The organism is Pseudomonadota bacterium (assembly GCA_018823285.1).
GTDB lineage: Bacteria > Desulfobacterota > Desulfobulbia > Desulfobulbales > JAGXFP01 > JAHJIQ01.
On sequence record JAHJIQ010000045.1, the window covers coordinates 92,406 to 114,055 of the forward strand.

At 53.8% G+C, this 21,650-nt stretch carries 13 protein-coding genes and 3 tRNA genes; 7 read left to right on the top strand and 9 right to left on the bottom strand.

Annotated features, from left to right (window positions below; genetic code table 11):
• Positions 1 to 3 precede the first annotated feature (3 nt).
• The 8 genes from KKG35_10880 to KKG35_10915 all read right to left on the bottom strand — a co-directional run bounded on the left by KKG35_10880 (position 4) and on the right by KKG35_10915 (position 13,945).
• Entirely contained in the window at positions 4 to 1,659 is a 1,656-nt protein-coding gene (locus tag KKG35_10880; GenBank protein MBU1738632.1) for a DUF4115 domain-containing protein, read from the bottom strand.
• 29 nt (positions 1,660 to 1,688) lie between these two features.
• The gene (locus tag KKG35_10885) at positions 1,689 to 2,684 is read right to left on the bottom strand and encodes a SurA N-terminal domain-containing protein (GenBank protein ID MBU1738633.1); all 996 of its coding nucleotides are present in this window, start codon (positions 2,682 to 2,684) and stop codon (positions 1,689 to 1,691) included.
• A gap of 49 nt (positions 2,685 to 2,733) precedes the next feature.
• Positions 2,734 to 6,333 carry a transcription-repair coupling factor gene (gene mfd, locus KKG35_10890; protein MBU1738634.1) on the bottom strand — a complete coding sequence of 1,200 codons (3,600 nt, stop codon included), beginning with the start codon at positions 6,331 to 6,333 and terminating at the stop codon, positions 2,734 to 2,736.
• Positions 6,334 to 6,416: 83 nt separating this feature from the next.
• Positions 6,417 to 9,083 carry an outer membrane protein assembly factor BamA gene (gene bamA / locus KKG35_10895; GenBank protein ID MBU1738635.1) on the bottom strand — a complete coding sequence of 889 codons (2,667 nt, stop codon included), beginning with the start codon at positions 9,081 to 9,083 and terminating at the stop codon, positions 6,417 to 6,419.
• Positions 9,084 to 9,131: 48 nt separating this feature from the next.
• Positions 9,132 to 9,857, bottom strand: a complete 726-nt coding sequence (locus KKG35_10900; GenBank protein ID MBU1738636.1) for an ABC transporter ATP-binding protein — start codon at positions 9,855 to 9,857, stop codon at positions 9,132 to 9,134.
• 12 nt (positions 9,858 to 9,869) lie between these two features.
• A complete protein-coding gene (locus tag KKG35_10905; GenBank protein ID MBU1738637.1) occupies positions 9,870 to 11,108 on the bottom strand; it encodes a lipoprotein-releasing ABC transporter permease subunit in 1,239 nt (412 codons plus the stop codon).
• Position 11,109: 1 nt separating this feature from the next.
• Positions 11,110 to 12,615 (bottom strand): lysine--tRNA ligase, encoded by a 1,506-nt coding sequence (lysS, locus tag KKG35_10910; protein ID MBU1738638.1) that lies wholly within the window; start codon positions 12,613 to 12,615, stop codon positions 11,110 to 11,112.
• A 238-nt stretch (positions 12,616 to 12,853) separates the two neighbouring features.
• Positions 12,854 to 13,945 carry a hypothetical protein gene (locus tag KKG35_10915; protein ID MBU1738639.1) on the bottom strand — a complete coding sequence of 364 codons (1,092 nt, stop codon included), beginning with the start codon at positions 13,943 to 13,945 and terminating at the stop codon, positions 12,854 to 12,856.
• A gap of 316 nt (positions 13,946 to 14,261) precedes the next feature.
• On the opposite strand from KKG35_10915, the gene KKG35_10920 reads away from it, so the two are divergent.
• The 7 genes from KKG35_10920 to KKG35_10950 all read left to right on the top strand — a co-directional run bounded on the left by KKG35_10920 (position 14,262) and on the right by KKG35_10950 (position 20,517).
• Positions 14,262 to 14,347: transfer RNA gene (locus KKG35_10920), tRNA-Leu, on the top strand.
• A gap of 62 nt (positions 14,348 to 14,409) precedes the next feature.
• Positions 14,410 to 15,828 (top strand): trigger factor, encoded by a 1,419-nt coding sequence (gene tig / locus KKG35_10925; GenBank protein MBU1738640.1) that lies wholly within the window; start codon positions 14,410 to 14,412, stop codon positions 15,826 to 15,828.
• A complete protein-coding gene (gene clpP / locus KKG35_10930; GenBank protein MBU1738641.1) occupies positions 15,828 to 16,430 on the top strand; it encodes an ATP-dependent Clp endopeptidase proteolytic subunit ClpP in 603 nt (200 codons plus the stop codon). The genes tig and clpP overlap by 1 nt, the downstream gene beginning before the upstream one ends.
• A 3-nt stretch (positions 16,431 to 16,433) precedes the next feature.
• Complete coding sequence (clpX, locus tag KKG35_10935) at positions 16,434 to 17,696, top strand: ATP-dependent Clp protease ATP-binding subunit ClpX (protein ID MBU1738642.1); 1,263 nt, start codon at positions 16,434 to 16,436, stop codon at positions 17,694 to 17,696.
• Positions 17,697 to 17,762: 66 nt separating this feature from the next.
• Complete coding sequence (gene lon, locus KKG35_10940; GenBank protein ID MBU1738643.1) at positions 17,763 to 20,174, top strand: endopeptidase La; 2,412 nt, start codon at positions 17,763 to 17,765, stop codon at positions 20,172 to 20,174.
• 171 nt (positions 20,175 to 20,345) lie between these two features.
• Positions 20,346 to 20,421 (top strand) — tRNA-Val (locus KKG35_10945).
• A 19-nt stretch (positions 20,422 to 20,440) separates the two neighbouring features.
• Positions 20,441 to 20,517 (top strand) — tRNA-Asp (locus KKG35_10950).
• Between the two features lie 72 nt (positions 20,518 to 20,589).
• Here KKG35_10950 and KKG35_10955 read toward each other — a convergent pair.
• Positions 20,590 to 21,477 carry a site-specific integrase gene (locus KKG35_10955; protein ID MBU1738644.1) on the bottom strand — a complete coding sequence of 296 codons (888 nt, stop codon included), beginning with the start codon at positions 21,475 to 21,477 and terminating at the stop codon, positions 20,590 to 20,592.
• Positions 21,478 to 21,650: the final 173 nt, after the last annotated feature.

A 21,650-nucleotide genomic window follows, 5' to 3' on the forward strand; every position in this document is an offset into this window, starting at 1 on the left:
GAATTAACGGATATCGTCGGGGATACTGATCTTGGCAACCTTGCCCGAGGGAGAGCCGGTCGGCAGCGGTTTGCCGTTCAGGGTCAGCGAGACCCCTCCGCCATTGCCGAGATGGAGGAAGATGCTCCGCTCAGCCTTCCAGGTCCGGACCATCCCTGGATTGTAGGTGTACTGCCGGGGTTTTTTGCTGTCCACCTGGATCCGCATCCAGGTGGGTTCGAGAAATCTGGCCTCAAGCACATAGTTGACCGGGGTGTTGGCTTCAGCCGTGGGTTCGGGATCGGAATCATCTTCTTCGCTTTCAATATTTTCAGCCGTTGATTTTACGGTGACGACCTTTACCGTAACCGGCTTTGGCGAGGAGAGAGGGGCTTGCACTCCGCTGTCGTCGGCAATTTCCTGAGCAGCGCTGTCGGGTCGGTTGGACAGCCGGGTTGCTCCGGGTTCTGTCTCCCCGGAGATGGAGTCCACCAGAGTGCTTTTGCCATTCACTTCGGAAGCGCCTGCTTCACCGCCAGGTGCAGATCCGGATCGCAGGACTTCCCGGGTCGCCGGCGCTTCCGCCATTGGATCGGACTGGGGGGGATTTTCGCGGGTTTCTTGATCGCCAGGGTCTGATGATGCCGTATCTGTTCCGTGGTCCGGCTCGACTGGAGGGGTGTCAGCAGCAGGAGGATATTCAGGTTCACCAACCGGAGCATCCGGCTCTGCAATGGCCTCAATTGCAGAAGCAGGGATGCTCCTCAGCGCCTGGGCAGTTGGCTGCGGATTTGACGCTTCCTTTTCTGCTGTAACGATGGCGCCTGGTTTCGTCCCGGTTGATATGGGTCCGGTTGCCGGGTCAATAGTTGAGCCGGTTGAACCCGAATCGGCAACACCCTGAACCGGCGCAGGCTTCATCCCTTCAGGCAGGGGTTGAGTTTTTTCTTCCGGATCCGCGGCAATTACCGGCGCAGCCGCAGGGGGCTCCCGGTCCGGTTTTTTACTGATCTTATATGGTTTCCGGTCCAGTATCGGTGATTTTTCAACGGGTTCACTACTTCCGCTTTCCGCCTCGGGTTCAGACGCAGGCTCCTCGTCAATTTTAATTCCCGGGGGCCTGTCGACGATGATTTCCGCTTCCTGAGGGTCCGGAGGTTCTGTCTGGGTGAGTATGGTGGTTGAGGTTCCTGGATCAGGAACAACCCTGCCTTGCCAGTCGGTATCCGGGGTGTCGATGTTCTTCGGCAGGAAACTCACCGCCACCAAGATCAGGACCAGAATCGTCAGAATCCCTCCGATGACCGAGACCTTTCTGCCGCTTTGCTGGTAAAGGGGGGGATTTACATATTTTTCACCGGTCAGGATGTGCTGCCGGTAAGGCATTTCGGCGGGTTTGTCCGGGTGGGCGTTTTCCTGGAGAACGTAGATAGAGAGAGTTTCTTCAGGATCAAGTCCGAGGAAGGCGGCATACAGTTTGATGAAGCCCCGGACAAAAACTTCGGCGGGCATTCGCCGGTAGTTGTCATCTTCAAGATCGCGCAGGATTCTGACGTGGATGCGGGTGGCTTCGGATGCGTCTTCTATGGAATGGTGCAGACCGCGCCTGGTTTTCCTGAACAGGCTGCCAAGGGACTCATTGTCGGAAGCGCTCATCTCATTGGGGTTGCTGGCTGTCATAAAGACCTTTCCCTTCTGGGGTTTGATTATTAAAGCAGGGTCCTGATATATGATCGTTCCCTGAGCTCTTTCATCCAGTTTTCGTAGCGACTTCTCTGTTCTTTACTGTAAAGAGTGTTGAAAATCTCACTCTTGAAGACTGCAAAGGGAGCGTATCTGGTCGTGCCGCCCTGATTTGCCGACAGGATCAGGTAAAACTGGTATGCCCCGGACAGTTCAATTACCGGACTCACCTTGCCGGGCTCAAGATCCTGCAGAATGCCGCGCATCCCGGCGGCCATCTCATCGATTTTAAAAAAGCCGAGATCCCCGCCATCTTCCGCAGAGGGCAGCTCGGAAAAAGAGCGTGCCAGTTCTCTGAAGTCCTGGCCTTCTTCAACAAGCTTCCTGATCTTTTCCGCCCGCAGTTTCGCGTCTTCCCTGGTTGCCGAGCTGAGACCTTCAGCCCCCCAGGGAAAACCGATCTGGAGAATATGATACCCTTCAGCGGTATTCCGGCTGGTGAAAACGTCATCATAATATTCTTTTGCCTTTTTATCACTGATGACGATCTTGGAGCTGACCTGGCGGCTGATCAGTTTTGAGCGCTGAATATTATGCTCGATGTTCTTCCGGTAGTCCCGGATTTCCACTCCGGACCGGGCGAGCTCCTGGTGAAGTTCCTCGACGCTGATTTTATTGTTTTCGGCGACTCGCTGAACGGCCTCATCGATTTCCGCTTCGGAAACATTGATCTTCTGGGTTTCCGCCTCCTGGGTGATCAGCAGATTGTCGATCTGGTCTTCGAGGATTTTATTTCTCGCCTCGGCAAGAGCCTTGTCCAGCTGGTCGGCAGGGGTTTTTCCCCGGAGCTGCCGGAACAACGCCTCGCCTGCTTTTTCCAGCTCCGTGCTGGTAATCACCTCGCTGTTCACGACCGCCACCACCCGGTCGATCAGTTCAGCCGATGAGGGCGCGGGGACAACCAGGATCATAAGCAAGGCAAAAAACATCACGGGTGTCCTGTCGTCATTAAAGAATTTCATAGGGTGATGACTCTCCGGATCGGCTTAAGGAATTGTTGTCAGGATCAGCTCAGGACTCTAGTGTAGTAGCATTCTGAAAAATGGTGCGCAACAGTTTTTTGGCTTCACTGATAACTGTTTCAGGGCTTTTGCCGTCAATCCTGACCACCAATCTGCTGTCCGGGGTCAGTCGCATGGCTCCGGCCGAGGCTTCGATGAGTTGCATCAGTTTGATCGGCTCAACCCTGGTCTGCTCTGTGAAAGAGAGGACCAGATTGTGGTCTCCCTGGTCGAGTCTCTTGACCTTGAGTTTTTCGAGCCCCTCTTTCAAGGAGACGATTTCAAGCAGATTGGCGGTCTCATCCGGGATGGCGCCATAGCGGTCCCGGAGTTCGCTTCTGATGTCGTCCAGGGCGTCTTCACCACGGCAGGCAGTGATCTTGCGATACGCGATGTAACGCTGATCGGTGTCGCGGATATACGATTCCGGGATATAGGCCGCCAGCTGGAGATTGATCTCCGGGTCAACCTCGTCGATGCTGTCCAGACTGTCGCCTTCGCCGTTTCTACGCTTCAGGTCTTCCACGGTCTGCTGCAGGAGTTCAAGATAGAGGTCGTAGCCGACGGCGGCAATGTTACCGCTCTGGGATTCGCCGAGAATGTTGCCGCCGCCCCTGATCTGCAGATCGCTCATCGCGAGCTTGAACCCGCCGCCAAGCTCGTTATAGTCCATCAGCGCGCGAAGGCGGCGTTTGGCGTCTTTCGAGAGTCCGTCCATGGAGGGCACCAGAAGGTAGGCATAGGCCTGTTCCCTGCTGCGGCCGACCCGGCCCCGGAGCTGGTAAATGTCGGCAAGCCCGAGCCGGTCGGCCCGGGTCATGATGATGGTGTTGGCATTGGGTATGTCAAGTCCTGATTCCACAATGGTCGTGCAGACCAGAACATCAATTTCGCCGTTCACGAACCGGACCATGATTTCTTCCAGGGTCCGGCCCGGCATCTGGCCGTGCGCCACGGCAACGGTTGCTTCCGGGCGCAGTTTCTGGATCCGGTGGGCCATCTCCTGGATGGAGTTCACCCGGTTATGAATCACGAACACCTGGCCGCTTCGCTGCAGCTCCCTGGTGATCGCCTCCTTGATCACCAGGTCGTCAAACTTGGCGACAAAGGTCTTGACTGATCTCCGGTGCCGGGGCGGTGAACTGATGACCGAGAGATCCCTGATACCGAGCAGGGACAGCTGCAGGGTCCTCGGGATCGGGGTGGCGGTGAGGGTCAGGACATCAACCCCGGTCCGCATCTTCTTGATTTTTTCCTTGTGGGTCACCCCGAAACGGTGTTCCTCGTCAATGATCAAGAGACCAAGCTTTCTGAACTGGACATCCTTTGAAAGAAGGCGGTGGGTGCCGATCACGATGTCGACAGTTCCTTCCTTGAGCCCCTGCAGGGTGCGTTTCTGTTCCGCAGGCGGCCGGAAGCGGTTCAAGGTTTCCACCCTGATCGGAAACCTTGCAAATCTCTCCCGGAAAGTTACGGCGTGCTGTTCGGCGAGAACGGTGGTCGGGACCAGGACCGCCACCTGGCAGCCGTCGCTGATCACCTTGAACGCCCCCCTGACCGCAACTTCGGTCTTGCCGTAGCCGACATCCCCGCAGACCAGGCGGTCCATGACCTTGGTGGAGGTGAGGTCGTCCAGAACATCATTGATCGCCTTCATCTGGCCGGAGGTTTCGTCGTAGGGAAACGATTCTTCAAGTTCGTGGAACATCTCGTCCGGTTCGGAAAATGCACGGCCGTCGGCAAGCTGTCGGCGGGCATAGAGGTCGAGCAGTTCCCGGGCCACCTTCCAGACCGCCTCCTTGACCTTGTTCTTGGCGGTAACCCATGCCTTGCCGCCCAGCTTGTCGAGCTTCGGTTCCTGGTCGGACAACCCCTTGTACTTGTGAACCATGTTGATGCGGTCGATGGGAACGTAGAGGCGGTCATCGTCGAGGAAGTTGATCTGCAGAAACTCTCCCTCCCTGCCGTTGGCGGTCATGTTGACGAGCCCGGCATAGCTTCCCAGGCCATGGGTCCGGTGAACGACGGTTTCGCCGGTCTGCAGTTCGTCAAAACTCACTGCTTCGCTTTCCGGCGGCGTTTTCGGCTGTCTTTTCGTTATTCTCTTTTCCCCGAATAATTCCGATTCCGAGATGACATGCAGCAGTTCATCAGGAAGATCAAATCCGGACGAGAGGGGGGAGGGAACGATCGCGACCTTGCCCGGTGGCGCTTTTTCCGGATGAATGACCGGCGCCTGGACGATGGTTGTTTCCAGGTTGTGCTGCCCAAGCAGTTCTGCAAAATGGTTTGCATGACGTTCCGAACGGCAGGAGAGGACCACCCTGTTTCCCTCGGAAAGCCAGGTGTTTATTTTTTCGGTCAGGGGAGTCAGAAGACCTTTTTTGCGCCGCTCAAGCTCAAGTTCCTGGCCGAGCAGGGTGTGGTTGCCCGAGGTGATATTGATGAGATTCCCGGCCGCCTCCGGTGGACTGGTGCGAAAAGCCCCGGATGGTCTTTCTCCGGGATCGGTATCCGGGAAATCCTGCAGGCAGACAACGGAACGGGAGGCAAGTTCGCGCTCAAGGAGTTCCGGGGTCAGAAAAAGATCGGAAGGGGGCAGGGTTGGTCTTTTGGCCGTGACGGCCTCATGGTAGTTGGTCTCGATTCTTTCCCAGACCAGTTCCAGACTGCGATCGATTTCCGGAGGATCAACCAGCAGGCAGATCGTGTTCTCCGGGAGGTAGTCAAGGGGGGTGGCCGGTTCGTCATGGAATACGGGCAGCAGAAATTCAATGCCCGGAAACCGGCGGCCGGTGGCAAGACGGTCAGCGGTTATTTCAATTTCTTCAGGATCCCATCCCAATTCCCGTCCCCTGGCGATGAAACGCTGGGCGGGGCTTTTTCCCGAATCATTTTCGGGGTCTGAAAACAGGATGTCCGAAACCGGCAGGATGGTGAATTCTTCAAGTTCCAGGATGGAACGCTGACTGATCGGATCGAAAAGGCGGATCGATTCGACCGTGTCGCCAAAAAAATCAAGACGCACCGGGCAGCTTGCCGGAACCCCTTCCGGATTGCGGCTACCCGAAAAAAGTTCCCCGGGACTGGGCGGGAATATATCAAGAATTGATCCACGGACACTGAATTCGCCGGGATTCTGGACCAGTGAGACCTTCTCATACCCCGCCTTGATCATGGCGGTGATCAGTGCATCCTGGTCGGTTTCTTCTCCCCGGATCACCAGTTCCGCGAGATTGCTCAGCTTGTCCCTGGGGATGATCCGGCGCAGCAGGGCTTCGGCGGGGATGACCAAAAGAAAGGGGCCCTTCCGGTTCAGGATCTGGTAGAGCGAGGAAAGCCGGGCGGCAATGGTCGAGGAATCCGGCGAGAGCGGGGTGTACGGCGGGATATCGTATCCGGGGAAGAGGAAGACCGGCAGCTCGGAAAACATCGCCAGGTCCTGCTCCATGATTGAAGACAACCCCTCGGAAGGGACAATTACCACTACCGGTCTGCTGCATTCCAGGGCGGTCCTGGCAGCGAGCAGCGCCACCGAGCTGCCCCGGAGTCCGGCAATGGTGCCGGTGAATCGTTTGCTCTCGCGGATGTTTTTTATGACTGAGTACATGCGTATGGCCGGAAGAGGGGCTGATTCATGGAGGTCAGCCCCGGAATGGGGTGCTCTGCTGCGCTGTCGATATCAAGAAGCGGCTAGAACATTCCCCCGATGCTGAAATCCCAGTTTCGCTTGTCTTCATCAGGCTCGGGATCGAGGTTGTATCCCCACTCTAGACGCAGGGGGCCGATGGGCGACATCCAGCGGAAACCGGCGCCGGCGGCATGCTTGATCTCGGTGAAGTCCCAGGACTCATCAAGGCTGTAGACATTGCCGATATCGTAGAAGATCACGCCCAGCAGACCGTTTTCCTTCATCAATGGGAAGATATATTCAAGGTTCGCGTACCACATCTTGTCGCCGCCGATTCTGTCGCCGCTGACCGGGTCTATCGGGCTGATCTGCCCGTTGTCGAAGGAGCGGATGGTGCTCAGACCGCCCAGGTAAAACTTTTCATAGACCGGCAGGTGTCCTTCGCTGTTGCCGGCGACATAACCCGCCGACAGGCGGGGATGGATAGTGGTGTTTTTGCTGACCGGGAAGTACCAGCTGGTGTTTGCCTCCACCTTGGTGAAGCTGTTGTCGCCGCCCAGGAAAGCTCCGGCGTACTTGACCGAGAGGGAATGCTCCGATCCCTTGGTCGCGCCGAAGCGGCGGTTTTTAGTGTCGCGGGACAGACCGATTTTCACGGCGCTGGTCACATGGAAATCGATTGAATCTCTGATCTCCGCTGCCGGGATTGTCCCCTCGTCAATTTCGAGATTGGTGTCATCGTAACCGTAACTGCCGTTGAGCCGCCATCTTTTCCAGAGCGGGTAGCCGAGTCGCACCGCGCCGCCTCGGGAGTCCTTGTCGTAATCGTCGTACTCGCGTTTCCAGTTGTAGACATTGATCCCGAAGAGGAGCTTGGTGTCGAAGATGTGGGGTTCGGTGAAATCGATGTTGAACCGGGTGGAGATGCTGCTTAAGTTCGCCTGGGCGGCCAGCCGCTGGCCTCTTCCCAGAAGGTTGTTTTCGCTGATCTCGCCCATGAAGGACATCTTTTCCACGGTGCTGTATCCGGCCCCGATGCTGAATTTGCCGGTTGGTTTCTCCTTGACCTCAACCTCGATATCAAGGAGGTCCTCGGTGAGGTTCGACTCGGGTGAGATGTTTACGTTTTCAAAATAATCGAGCTGGGTCAATCTCTCGTGGCTTTCCTTGAGGGCGCTGGCGTTGAAAATGCCGCCCTCCTTGACCATGATTTCTCGCCGGATGACCTTGTCCCGGGTCCGGCTGTTGCCCTTGATGGAGATCCGGTTGACGTGGACCAGCGGCCCTTTCTGAATCTGCAGGACGAGATCAATCTTCCTGTTGATCATGTCCTTACTGGTTCTCGGAATGACATCCGCAAAGGCAAAACCTTTTTCGGCATAGAAGTCGGAGATGCGCAGGATGTCTTCGCGGAGTACTTTGCGGTTGAAAAACTCCTCCTTGTCAACGGTTACGAATTTCATCAGTTTTTCAGAATCTTCAATGAGTTCGCCGGTGAGCTCAATATCGCCGCAACGGAACCGTTCGCCCTCTTCAATGTTGAACGAGAGGTAGAGCCAGCCATCGCGCTGCTCCATCTCCGGTTCGCCGATTTTGGCATCGACAAAGCCGTTGTTATGGTAGTAGGCGGTCAGTCTTGAGGCGTCGTGTTCCAGGGTTTCTTTTTTCAGCAGGCCGGAATCGGTAATAAAAGAGAACCACCCTTTTTCCGATGAACTGATGACTTTCCTGAGTTTTGAGTCTTTGAACGAGGCGTTGCCGGTGAACAGGATCTCTTTGACGAAAACTTTTTTCCCTTCGTTGATGGAAAAAGTAATATCTTCGCGGTCACGCACGGACTTTTTGCGTTCCACTTCGATCTCGCAGTTATAGTATCCCTTCTCTTTGTACAGATTGCGGATGTTTGCAACAGTTCTCGCAATTTCCGTCTCGTTGATGATCGAATTGGTCCGGATCTTGATGACTTCCCGAATGTCTTCCTCGCCCAACTTGTCGTTGCCCTTGATAATGACCTTACCGATCACGTTCTTTTCGACCACGGTGAAGGTGACCCGCCTTCCTTCCGGAGTCTCATCGGTTTCCACCTGGATGTCGTCGAAATACCCCATCCTGAAGATCTCTTTCAGATCCTGGCGGATTTTCTCGGGATTGAACCGGTCGCCGGACCGGGTGCTGATCTTCTGCCGGATGGCCCCGGAGTCAATTCGCCGGTTCCCTTTCAGCTCAATGGCAAAGATGAGCTGCTGCCGGTTGGCATACGACCATATCTCATTACCGATCAGGGCGAGAGCGTCCGGCAGTTCAGCGATCGAGCCCGCTTCCCTGAAAAAAGTGTGGCTGTCTGATCGGTTTTCGAGATTTCTGAGGGTGATGTCGATGCTCAGAACGGTGCCGAGCATGGTGATACTGCCGGTAGCAAGATATCCCTGATAATCAGCGGGCAGCAATGGTTTTACCGATTGGAGTGAAGGGGGCCAGTTTTTTTCGTAACCAAGTTTTACCGCTATTGCAGACCTCTGGAGCATCCCCATATTTTTTTCGGCAGTAATCGTGCTGAGAGCACGGTCCGCTTCGGTGGTCAATTCACCAGTGTTGGCCAGGGCGTTGATCTTCAGGGGCAGGAAAATCGTGTTTTGCGTTCCTTCGGCCATGGCCGGAATGCTGAAGGAGAACAGGGCTAACCAAAAGAAGATCAGGGCTGTACTGTATTTTGAGAGATGTCGCGTCATATTTGTGTGTCCCCGACCGCTGAGCGGCCTCGCGGGATTCTCATGCGGTTAATCGGGCCGGTCAGGGTTGTTGTTGTCGTCAACTTCAACCAGGACGCCGTCAATCAGGGTGAGACAGCGGTCCATCTGCGCGGAAAGTTCATAATTGTGGGTTACCATGACTGTTGCCAGGCCAAGGTCCCGGTTCATCTCTTTGATCAGGGCAAAAACATTGTTGCCGGTCACCGGATCGAGGTTGCCGGTGGGTTCGTCGGCCAGGAGCAGGGCGGGTTCCATGATGATCGCCCGGGCCAGGGCCACTCTCTGCTGTTCACCTCCGGAAAGCTCGCCGATCTTGTGATCAATCCGATCGGCCAGGCCGACCCGCTCCATCAGCTTTGTCGCCCGGGCAAGGTTTAGCTTGCGGTCAATGCCGCAGATCATCCCGGGCAGCAGGGCATTTTCAAGGGCGGTGAATTCCGGCAGCAGGTGATGGAACTGGAAAACGAAACCGATGGTCCGGTTCCTGAATGCGGAGAGCTCGGCATCATCCTTGCTGAAAATATCCTCACCATTAAAGGTCATGCTGCCGGTCGTTGGACGATCGAGGCCGCCCAGAATCTGCAGCAGGGTGGTTTTACCGGTTCCGGACTTGCCGACGATGGCGACCATCTCCCCCGGTTGGATCGCAAGGTTCACCCCCTTCAGGACATCGAGGCGGCTTTTTCCCTGCTCAAAGATTTTGCCTATACCTCTGGCTTCGAAGCGATGGCCGTTTGTTCTTTCTGTGCCCATGAGACCGTGATCCTATTCGTAGCGCAGGGTGATTGCCGGTTCCACCTTTGCCGCCTGCCAGGACGGATACAGGGTGGCCAGAAAGGTGATGACCACCGCCGAAAAGGCGATCAGGCAGACATCGTAGGGAAGAACCAGAACCGGCAGGGTTGACATCGGGTACACATCGGGCAATTTGATGAACTGGTAATGACGGAGAATTTCGCAAAGCCCGAGCCCGCCTGCAACCCCGAGGACGGTTCCGGAGAGCCCGATAATCAGCCCTTCGTAGATGAAGATCCGCATGATACTCGCGGAGGTGGCGCCCATTGATTTTAAGATTGCGATGTCCCGGGATTTTTCCATAACGACCATGATCAGGGTGCTGACGATATTGAAGGCCGCCACCAGAACGATCAGGGCGACGATGATCGACAGCGCCGTTTTCTCGAGCTGCAGGGCGGAGAAGAGGTTTTTGTTCAGGCGGATCCAGTCTTTGGCGGCATAGGCGAGCCCCAGGTCCTGTTCGATTTCGCGGGCGATTCTGTCCGCCTGGTAGATATCTGCGAGACGCACTTCGATGCCGTTCACTCCGCGGCTCATGTCGAGGAATTCCCTGGCTGTGTCGAGGGAGACATAGGCAAGGGAGGAGTCGTACTCGTACATCCCGGTTTCAAAGATTCCGGCAACCTGGCACGCCTTCATCCGGGGAATGACGCCCATCGGGGTCAGCGGGCCGGACGGCGAGATCAGTCTGATCCGGTCGCCGACGGTGACGTGCAGCTGCCGGGCAAGGTCCGTACCGATCACCACTCCGGGCACCGGCTTTTTGCCATCGACCGCCGGTGGCGCAACAAGATCATGCAGGGAGCCGGACTGCATCTGCTCTTCAATGGAGATCACGGTTGAAGCGGTATCCGGGTCGATCCCCCGCAATATCGCGCCGGTGCCGCCTTCGCCGGCGGTCATCATTGCCTGGGTGTAGATATACGGTGTCGCGCCGATGATTCCTTTTTTGGCGAGAAGCTGGTTCCGGAGTTCCTCATGGTCGAGAATGTGGCCGCCGTATTTCTGGACGACGATATGGGAGTTGATGCCGAGGATCTTGGCCCGGAACTCTTCGGTGAAACCGGTCATTACGGCCAGGACGACGATCAGCGCCATCACGCCCACGGCCACTCCTGCCACGGAGATGATCGAGATCAGGGAGATGAAGCCCTGCTTGCGTTTCGCCTTCAGGTAGCGAAGGCATATGAACCATTCAAAACGCAATTTACTGATTCTCCCGGGAGCTTGATTTTTCGGGGCGCAGGTGCGGGAAGAGGATCACGTCGCGGATCGACGGTGAGTCGGTCAAAAGCATCACCAGCCGGTCGATGCCGATGCCTTCACCGGCGGCCGGGGGCATCCCGTATTCCAGAGCCCTTACGAAATCCTCATCAAGGACCGGAAAGACCTCCTCATCTCCGCCGCGTTCGTCGATCTGTTTCTGTAGCCGTTCTTTCTGGTCGATCGGGTCATTCAATTCACTGAAGGCGTTGGCGATTTCCCGGCCGGTGATGAACAGTTCAAAACGGTCGGTCACCTCCGGGTTTTCCTCGTTGCGCCGCGCCAGAGGCGAGACTTCGGTGGGATACGAGGTGATAAAGGTCGGGTTGATCAGCTTCTCTTCGACCAGCAGTTCAAACAGTTCGGTCTTGGCCTTGCCGGGGCCCGCCTTGGCTTCCAGTTCGATCTGATGTTCAGCGGCAAGTTTCATGACCCGCTCGGGATCGGCAAGGATTTCAGGGGCAATGCCCGCAACAGCGGTCAGCGCCTCATCCATGGTGTAACGCTGCCATGGGGGAGAGAGGTCCACCTCAGTGCCTTGATATTCCAGGACCATGGAGCCGGTTACCTCGGCGGCGATGTAAGAGATCATCTCCTCGGTGAGGTCCATCAGGTCGTGATAGGTGGCAAAGGCCTGATAGAACTCGAGCATCGTGAATTCCGGATTATGCCTGGTGGACAATCCTTCGTTCCTGAAATTGCGGTTGATCTCAAACACTCTTTCGAAACCGCCGACCAGCAGCCTTTTGAGATAAAGTTCGGGGGCGATCCGCAGATAGAGATCCATGTCGAGGGCGTTGTGATGGGTCTTGAACGGTTTGGCGGTGGCGCCGCCGGCGATGGGTTGCATCATCGGGGTTTCAACTTCCATAAAGCCCCGGTTGACCAGAAAATCCCGGATCAGTTTGATGATCTCAACTCTCTTCCTGAAGGTTTCGCGGACCTCGGGGTTCACAATGAGGTCAACATAGCGCTGCCGGTATCTGGTCTCCACATCGGTGAGGCCGTGGAATTTTTCGGGCAGTGGCCGCAGGGACTTGGTGATCGGCTTGAAGGCTTCGGCGTTCAGGGTCAGCTCCCCCGTCTGGGTCCGGAACAGCCTGCCGGTGAATCCCGCGATGTCGCCAACGTCGAGTTTTTTAAACACCGCATACACCTCTTCGCCGACACTGTCGCGTTTGATGTAGACCTGGATCCGTCCGGATTCATCCTGGAGATTGAGGAAAGAAGCTTTGCCCATCTTGCGCATGAACATGACCCGTCCGGCTACGGTGTAATCCTGCCCCTCTTCCGGTTCGGTCTCGTCGGTGATCTCGGACTCCATGGCCAGCAGGTTGCGGATGGCGCTGGTCGGCCGGAAGTTGTTGGCGTAGAGATTCACCCCGAGTGCCGCCATCTCGGAAGCTTTCTGGCGGCGCTGTTTCAAGGTCTGGTTCAGTTCTTCACTCATTGTTGTCGTACCGTTTCTGTTTTCTTAACTGGTAATCCTGGCTCATCAGCCGGCGGGATCAATTTTAAGGTGATTATACAGTATGGACCTGGAATATATGATGCAGAGCAGATGAACTTCTCAGGTCGGAAAACACCATAACTCCACATTCAAAACTCTACACTCAAAACTTTTCACTGGACCTGCTGAAATCATTGGTGACTGACTTGTCCCAGCCAGAACTGTTTCGCTCAATGTTTTAACTCAGATATCTCCGGCGCAGGGTTTCAGAAACCTCACTGGTCATGCGGAGCACTTTTTCCGCGGAGGCCGGATCGAGGGAGCCGGTGCCGCAACTCGGTGTGATCAGGGTCTGGCTGAGAATGGCAGGGGCATCCCATTTTTCCGAGGCCATTTCCGCTGCCTGGGACTCCCATTTAGCCACCAGGGAGTCAGTCGTTTCCGAGGCGACCAGTTCACTGCTGCCGGTCGGGACGATGCCCCAGGCAATGATCCCCCCCCGGTCAAGATAGGTATAGATATCTTCCCGGCAGGTGATGAATCGGTCAAAAAAACCGTGGGCGTCAAAGCTGATCACATCCAGATCGCTTCTCAGGAGCAGGGTCCAGTCGGTGTTCGCACAGACGTGGACTCCGGCCAGGCCGCCGGCATCATGGATGGCTGCAGTCACCTGTCCGATATCCTGGCCGATATCATCCCGGGAGATGCTGATGAATGCGGAAGAACCCAACCCGGCGAGGGCCGGCTCATCGATAAACACAATGACGGGCAGGCCTGGATCTTTCAGAAACCTGATCTGCCAGGCGGCTTTCAAGGCCAAACCCTGAACGATCATTTCCCGGAGCGACGGATTGTAGTAACCGAGTTTTTTGTCCTGATCCTGAAGGCCGGTGAGTTGGGTAAAAGGTCCGGTAATCTGGCCTTTCAGGGCAACCGCTTTGCCGGGGTCGACCTTTTCCTTCAGCAGGTAAAGTCCGGCAGCCCTTTCCCGGCTCACCGCGAATCGGGAATCCATCAGCAGGGCAGGGTTTTCACCAACGGCGATGAGCTCTTCAAAAAAGGGCAGCAGTTCCTCTTCGAAATTCCCGCCGGTATCAAAATATGTTCTTTCCCCTTCAACCAGCCCGACCATCCCTTCCATGAACTGGACCAGCATGCCTTCCTTTCTGTTGGAAGGGAGCTGAGGCCAGAGAGGGATGTCCGGGGTGTAGTGGTTGATCAGGTCGAGCCCCTGCTGATGATCTGCAACCGGCAGACTGCCGATCAGGGTTGCCCGGCCCCGGGGCCTGAATGTTTCGGAAGTGGAAGGGTTGTTTTCTTGTCTGGTCATGATCGGTAGATTCTCTGTTTTTGATGAGTGCGTTCAGAACCCTTCTAGCTATCAACAAAGGGGGGTTCTGTCAATCAATTTTGTCGCGGCACTCCCCTGCAGACCAAGGCGGTGATATGGTCTCGGCTATTCGGCTATTCGGCGACTGGTGACGGAGAGGCGGGGTTTGCTCTCTTCAACAAGTATGCAGGCGAGACCATCGGATGCGAAAACCACTCAAGCCGTGGCCCGGGGGGAATATTTTCTCGGGAGGATCAATATTTAGAGGCGCCACCCTTGACTGAGCATATAAAGTTGTTTAATTTGCCTGATTCACGCGAGAGTGGCGAAATTGGTATACGCACTGGATTTAGGATCCAGCCCACCTGGTGGTTGGGGGTTCAACTCCCCCCTCTCGCACCACAGGAAACAGAAACCAATATTTATTTCAGATAAAGCAATAAGAGAAAGGAAAGGACGGTTCAATGCAGGTTACAGTTGAAGATGCCGGAGTGCACACCAAGAGATTGAAAGTAACTCTCCCTGTCGAGAGCGTCAGTAAAGAGATTGAGAAGGCCTATAAAAAACTGGGCCGGGAAGTAGCAATCAAGGGCTTCCGCAAGGGCAAGGTCCCGCGCAAGGTCCTGGAAAAGAACTACGGGCCGAAGGTTGAGTACGATGTGGGTGAGAAGCTCATTCAGGAAACCTATTTTGATGCCCTGGGCGAGACCAAGATTGATGCGGTTACCCATCCTGAGCTGCGCAGTCAGAAGTTTGGCGACGACGGGTCTTTTGTTTACGAGGCGGAGGTCGCTGTGCGACCCCAATTCGAACTCGGTGAATACAAGGGACTGAAAGTTGAGCATCCCTCGCCTGAGGCTACCGACGAAGAAGTGGATGCCGCAATTGACAATATGCGTCGAGAAATGGCTCCTCTGCGCAGTGTTGATGATCGGGGCATTGTCCATGAAGATGTTGCGGTCATTGACTTTCAGGGATATCACAACGGCGAGGCGATGCCGCAGGTGAGAGCTGAGAATTATACCGTCGATATCGGTTCCGGGCGTTTCGGAGAGGATTTCGAGAAAAATCTTCTGGGCCTGAAAAAAGGCGAGAAGACTGATCGGACCATCGATTTTCCTGAAAATTTCCCCAATCCGGTTCTGGCCGGCAAGAACATAGAGTTCAAAATTGAAATCAAGGATGTCAAAGAGCGGGTTCTGCCGGATCTGGACGATGAGTTCGCCAAGGATGCGGGCAAGGAATATGCAACTCTTGCCGATCTTAAAAAAGCGGTCCGGGACAAGATATCAGCCGGCAAGGAGGAGGCGGGGGCAGGAGATCTTGCCGACAAGATGATGCTGCAGCTTCTCGAAAATCATGAGTTTGATGTCCCTGCTCGTCTGGTGGCATACGAGGTGAATTCTCTGATCAAGGAGATGGAGGACAATCTCACGAATCAGGGGATGACCCTGGAGTCGGCCGGGATCAATCGTGACGATCTGGTTGAGCAGTATAAGGATACGGCAGCCAAGAGAGTGAAGGGTGATTTTATTCTGAAGAAGATTGCCGAGGTCGAGAAGATCAAACTTGAAGACGGTGATATAGAGAAGGGTTTTCAGCGGATTGCCCAGCGTTACAACATGCCGGTCGAAGATGTGAAGAAGTATTTTGCCAATCGGGACGATCTTCTGCCGTTCATGAATGAGCTGTTGAGTGAAAAGATAATTTCTTTTTTGAAAGAGAATGCCGATATAAAGATCGTTGCCTCTGAAAAAAAGAGCGCCAAAAAACCTGCCGCGAAGAAAACAGCGGCAAAAAAAGAGACAGCGAAAGAGCCGGCCGAAAAGAAAACCGAAGCAAAAGCCAAGCCGGCCAGGAAATCCGCCAAGGGGGATGAATAATGAGCCTGATTCCGATGGTTGTTGAGCAGAGTCCGCGAGGTGAGCGGGCTTACGATATTTATTCTCGGCTGCTCAAGGAGAGAATCATCTTTCTCGGTACCGGAGTGAATGACGACGTCGCCAATGTGATTATCGCCCAGCTTCTTTTCCTTGAGGCCGATGATCCGGACAAGGATATCACATTCTATATCAATTCTCCGGGTGGGGTGGTGACCGCCGGTCTCGCCATCTATGACACCATGCAGTACATAAAATGCGATATTGCAACTCTTTGCCTTGGGCAGGCCGCCAGTATGGGCGCTGTTCTTCTGGCGGCCGGTGCTGAAGGAAAGCGGTATTCGTTGCCGAATGCCAGGATTCTTATTCATCAACCCATGGGTGGTTACCAGGGCCAGGCGTCAGACATCGATATCCATGCCAGAGAGATCCTCCGGATGCGGCAGGACCTTAATAAAATTCTGGCGAATCACACCGGGCAGAAGATCGGAAAAATTCAGAAAGATACCGAACGCGATTATTTTATGAGTGCCGAAGAAGCCAAAAAGTATGGTATAATCGACAAGGTGTTGAACAAGAGAACCGACGTCAGGGAGGATTCATAACCGATGGCCAAAGATAACAAGAGCGGCGATGTTGAGGTACTCTGTTCTTTCTGTGGCAAGAGCCAGGAAGAGGTCCGGAAGCTGATCGCCGGACCGACTGTCTACATCTGCGACGAGTGCATTGAACTGTGCAATGATATCGTCAAGGAAGATCGCCAGAAAGATGAAGAGTCCGAAGCGGGCAACGCATCGCTGAAGCCGATGGATATGAAGGCGCATCTCGATGCTTACATCATCGGCCAGGATCAGGCCAAGAAGGTGCTTTCCGTGGCGGTCCATAATCATTACAAACGTATCAACGTCAGCAGGTTTGACGACCATCGTGACGTTGAACTCCAGAAAAGCAACATTGTCCTGATCGGACCCACCGGCAGCGGCAAGACCCTGATGGCCCAAACCCTTGCCAGGGTGCTGAACGTGCCTTTCGCCATGGCTGATGCTACAACGCTCACCGAGGCGGGATATGTGGGCGAAGATGTGGAGAATATTCTGGTCAACCTGCTCCAGGCTGCCGATCACGATATCCAGAAGGCGTGCCGTGGGATCGTCTATATCGATGAAATCGACAAAATCGCCCGCAAATCCGACAGTGCCTCCATTACCCGGGATGTTTCCGGAGAAGGTGTGCAGCAGGCCCTCCTGAAAATTATCGAGGGAACGGTGGCAAGTGTCCCCCCCAAGGGAGGGCGGAAACACCCGCAGCAGGAATACATTAAACTCGATACTACCAATATCCTCTTCATCTGCGGCGGAGCATTTGTGGGTCTCGATGAGGTTATCCGAAAACGGACCGGGACAAAATCCATGGGCTTCGGCGCCAAAGTGGTCAGCAAAACCAAAAAGAAAATGGGAGAGGTGCTGGCCATGGTGCGTCCTGAAGACCTTCTCCGCTTCGGGCTTATTCCTGAACTGGTTGGCCGTCTGCCGGTCATTGCCACCATGGAGGAATTGGAAGAGGAGGATCTGGTCAGGATTCTGCGTGAGCCGAAAAATGCTCTCATCAAGCAGTATGAAAGACTTTTCGCCTTTGACAACATCCGCCTGCGTTTCACTGAAGGCGCCATGCGTGCCATTGCTCGTGAAGCGATGAAGCGGAAGTCCGGGGCCAGAGGGTTGCGGTCGGTTATGGAAGAAGCCATGCTGGACGTCATGTACGAACTTCCTTCCAAGGAAGGGGTTCAGGAATGTGTCATCAGTGAGCAGGTCATCATGAACGGCGACTATCCAGTGGTTTTGTACGACAGTAAAAAGAAGAAAACCGCCTGAAAGGATCAAGGTTTGGTTTTCCAGTAAGCTTTAATATTCAGTTTGATCAACATATTAAGGATATAAATGTCATCTTCAGGATCTGAAATAAACATCTACCCGATGATGTCTCTTCGTGACATCGTTCTTTTTCCCCATATGGTTGCCCCCCTTGTGGTGGGCCGGGAAAAATCGATCAATGCCCTGGAAAAGGCCATGGAGGAAAGGACTGAAATATTCCTCGCCACCCAGAAAGACCCGGGGGAGGATGAGCCGAACCAGGACGGGATTTATCATACCGGGACCATCGCCAAGGTCATGCAGCTTCTCCGGCTTCCTGACGGGACCATCAAGGCCCTTGTCGAGGGAAAAAGACGGGGGCGGATACTCAGTTTCATTTCAAATGGTGACTACCTGAAAGTTGAGGTAGAAGAACCGGCTGAGGGATTGCTTGATCCTGCCGAAGCGGTTGCCTATATGCGTGAAGCGCAGTCGATTTTCAGGGAATATGCCAAAATCAAGAAAAAGATTCCCCAGGAAGTTATTACCTCGGTCTCCAAGATAGAGTCGCTTTCCAAATTTGCCGATGTCCTGGCTTCACATCTCCCTCTCAGAACCGAAGAGAAACAGATGGTTCTTGAGGCGGTTGAATTGCCGAAACGGATTGAGGTTCTCCTCAACCTTGTCTACAAGGAGATTGAGGTTGCCTCCATTGAAGGCACTATCCGGTCAAGGGTCAAGAAGAAGATGGACAAGACCCAGAAAGACTACTATCTGGCCGAGCAGGTCAGGGCTCTGCAGAAGGAAATGGGTCACGAGGAAGACCCCGCCACCGAGATGGCCGAACTGGACAAGGCTATCAAGGATAAGGATCTTCCCGAAGAGGCCCGCGGCCGGGTTGAGAAAGAATTTAAAAAACTCAAAATGATGCAGCCCATGTCAGCGGAAGCTACCGTGGTTCGCAACTACATAGATTACATCATCGGATTACCCTGGACTGAAAAGTCCGAAGACGCAATCGACATCAACAAAGCCGAAGATATTCTCAACGAAGATCATTTCGGTCTGAACAAGCCCAAGGAAAGAATTCTCGAGTATCTGGCAGTGCAGGCAAAGGTAAATAAAATCAAGGGCCCGATCCTCTGCCTGGTGGGGCCTCCGGGTGTCGGCAAAACCTCTCTGTGCAAGTCGGTTGCTCGCGCCATGAACCGGGAGTTTGTCCGACTGTCTCTTGGTGGTGTGCGGGATGAGGCGGAGATTCGGGGGCATCGCCGGACTTATATCGGGGCAATGCCGGGCAAGATCATCCAGTCATTGCAGAAGGTGAAAGTCAATAACCCCGTCTTCTGTCTTGATGAAGTGGATAAGATGTCCATGGATTTCCGGGGTGATCCGGCCTCGGCCCTTCTTGAAGTTCTGGATCCTGAGCAGAACAACGCCTTCAATGATCATTACCTTGATCTTGATTACGATCTGTCCAATGTGTTTTTCATCACCACGGCCAATAATCTGCCGTCCATCCCTGCACCATTGAAGGACAGGATGGAGGTGATTAAACTGAGCGGCTATACCGAGGAGGACAAACTGCAGATCGCCCAGCAGTTTCTGGCTCCGAAACAGCTTGAAGCCAACGGTTTTAGTCCTCAGGATATCGTTTTCAGTGAAGCAGCGGTGCTGGAGATCGTGAGGCGTTACACCCGTGAAGCAGGGGTCAGGAATCTGGAACGGAGCATTGCCTCCATCTGCCGGAAAATTGCCCGGGAAAGTCTGAAGAAGAAAACTGATCGCAAGTATCGTGTCACACCTAAGAGTGTTGGGCACTATCTCGGCGTGGCCAAACATCGTTACGGACTGGCGGAAAAACTTGATGAGATTGGCATGGCGACTGGTCTTGCCTGGACCGAGGTCGGTGGGGAGATGTTGCAGATCGAAACAGTGCTGATGCCGGGTAGCGGTAAACTCACCATTACCGGTAAACTCGGTGAAGTGATGCAGGAGTCGGCCCAGGCTGCCCTGAGCTATATCCGTTCGCGTTCCGTCTGTCTGGGATTTGCTTCTGATTTCTACCAGAAGCTCGATATTCATATCCACGTGCCTGAGGGAGCGATCCCGAAAGACGGCCCATCTGCGGGGATTACCATGGCTACTTCAATGATCTCGGCACTCATGCAGGTGCCGGTCCGTCGGGATGTGGCAATGACCGGTGAGATTACCCTGCGTGGCCGGGTGTTGCCCATTGGAGGACTCACCGAAAAGCTTCTGGCGGCAAGACGCGGGAACATCAACACGGTCATTATCCCGGCGGAGAATGAACGGGAGCTCAGTGAAGTTCCGGCCAGAATCGTCAAGAGCCTGGATATCGAGCTTGTCGAGAGTGTGGATGAGGTTCTCGAAAAGGCTCTTATCCTTGCCGATGGAGAAAAACTGTTCAAAAACATGCCTCCGGTCGGTGCATTTTGTGCGGATACCATCGAAGACTCAAGCGGCATACGACATTAAGAACGGAGAAGAGAATCTCCTTTTGGGGAGCGAGGGGTTCTTTTTGTTGGTCTTTTGAGTTGTAAGTATATGATTTGTTTGAATTATTATCCTGGTTAATATACTTTTTAATCGGCTGCTGATTTTTATTGACTATATACTTCGATCTTGTTAAAAATCTCGTCTCCAAAGGGGCGGTTAGCTCAGCTGGGAGAGCATCGGCCTTACAAGCCGAGGGTCACAGGTTCGATCCCTGTACCGCCCACCAGTGATGATATTTGTTTTGCGGGGTCGTAGTTCAGTCGGTTAGAATGCCGGCCTGTCACGCCGGAGGTCGCGAGTTCGAGTCTCGTCGGCCCCGCCATTTAGTAATGATTACAGGTGCTTACGAACCTGTGGTCAGCAGTTACAAGTCGCCTGAAGAGCTGACGGCTCTTCAGACGGCTTTTTTTATTTGTACTCTGTCTGGCAATTCAATATTTTCTGAATTAAAGACCATGTTGTTTCCATCCAGCGTCATTAGGTCTCCCAGTTCTTCACCCATTACATCAAGTCCAAGAGAACGAAGATACTTAACTGTGGTGTTTGGATTCTTGTGGCGAAGTAATGACTGAATTGTGGCAACCTTTTTACCTTGATGGTAAAGGGTCGTTGCTCGCAGATGTCGCAAACCATGAAATCCGAATGGTTTGACCCCCGCTTTATCACAGAGGCGATTCAAAAAATCTTTCCGCTCCACAAAATGCTCACCAAAGATAATCCCAACATGTGGCTTGTCTTCAAGGCAGTAAAATAAGTATTCATGGTCTTTGATGGGCCTGTTTTCCAGCCACCAGATAATAGCCTTTTTCAGTTCTGGTGGAACTGGTAGCCAATCAAACTCCCATGTGCCATTTTCCCGCTTCTTGGTCCAGATTCTGACTTTATTTTCTTGAAGGTTAAGGTCGGATATCTTGGTTCTAAATACTTCTCCCCTTCTTAAAGCCAGGGCGTAAGTATAGAAGACCATGATTTTGTCTTGACCTTCCGCAACATCGTATACTGTCAGGTAATCCTGCTCTGGTGGTACATAGCGGGGGCTTCTTATCTCTGGCATCCTCTCTGCCAAACAGGGATTCTCTTTGGGCAGGCCAAAGTACTTGATACCCCAGTTCCAGCCTGCGACGAGGTTTTTCCTGTCCTTGTTTGAAGCATTACCAGACCTTTCTTCCATCTGAATCTGTAGATGTTCCAAAACCATAGCTGATGTTAAATCTTCTACAGCCATTTCAGGAGCGATGTTTCTGAAAAATGTTTTGAACATAGCACATTTTTCTTTATACACCTTTGTCGAGTGCTTCTTTCTGGAATAGCCCAATGTTAATCAGCGTGGAATAATGACCCCCTTATGAGAGAAAACAGCGTCGAAAATTGACCCCACAATGTTAACGCTCCATGGTCAAAAAGATCATGGAGGAAAACAAGGATGTTAATTGTGGAGACAATAGCAAAAATACG

Excerpts from the sequence above, each read along its gene's own strand:
- KKG35_10880 (MBU1738632.1), bottom strand. The coding sequence starts at position 1,659 with ATGACAGCCAGCAACCCCAATGAGATGAGCGCTTCCGACAATGAGTCC.
- KKG35_10885 (MBU1738633.1), bottom strand. The coding sequence starts at position 2,684 with ATGAAATTCTTTAATGACGACAGGACACCCGTGATGTTTTTTGCCTTG.
- mfd (MBU1738634.1), bottom strand. The coding sequence starts at position 6,333 with ATGTACTCAGTCATAAAAAACATCCGCGAGAGCAAACGATTCACCGGC.
- bamA (MBU1738635.1), bottom strand. The coding sequence starts at position 9,083 with ATGACGCGACATCTCTCAAAATACAGTACAGCCCTGATCTTCTTTTGG.
- KKG35_10900 (MBU1738636.1), bottom strand. The coding sequence starts at position 9,857 with ATGGGCACAGAAAGAACAAACGGCCATCGCTTCGAAGCCAGAGGTATA.
- lysS (MBU1738638.1), bottom strand. The coding sequence starts at position 12,615 with ATGAGTGAAGAACTGAACCAGACCTTGAAACAGCGCCGCCAGAAAGCT.
- KKG35_10915 (MBU1738639.1), bottom strand. The coding sequence starts at position 13,945 with ATGACCAGACAAGAAAACAACCCTTCCACTTCCGAAACATTCAGGCCC.
- tig (MBU1738640.1), top strand. The coding sequence starts at position 14,410 with ATGCAGGTTACAGTTGAAGATGCCGGAGTGCACACCAAGAGATTGAAA.
- clpP (MBU1738641.1), top strand. The coding sequence starts at position 15,828 with ATGAGCCTGATTCCGATGGTTGTTGAGCAGAGTCCGCGAGGTGAGCGG.
- clpX (MBU1738642.1), top strand. The coding sequence starts at position 16,434 with ATGGCCAAAGATAACAAGAGCGGCGATGTTGAGGTACTCTGTTCTTTC.
- lon (MBU1738643.1), top strand. The coding sequence starts at position 17,763 with ATGTCATCTTCAGGATCTGAAATAAACATCTACCCGATGATGTCTCTT.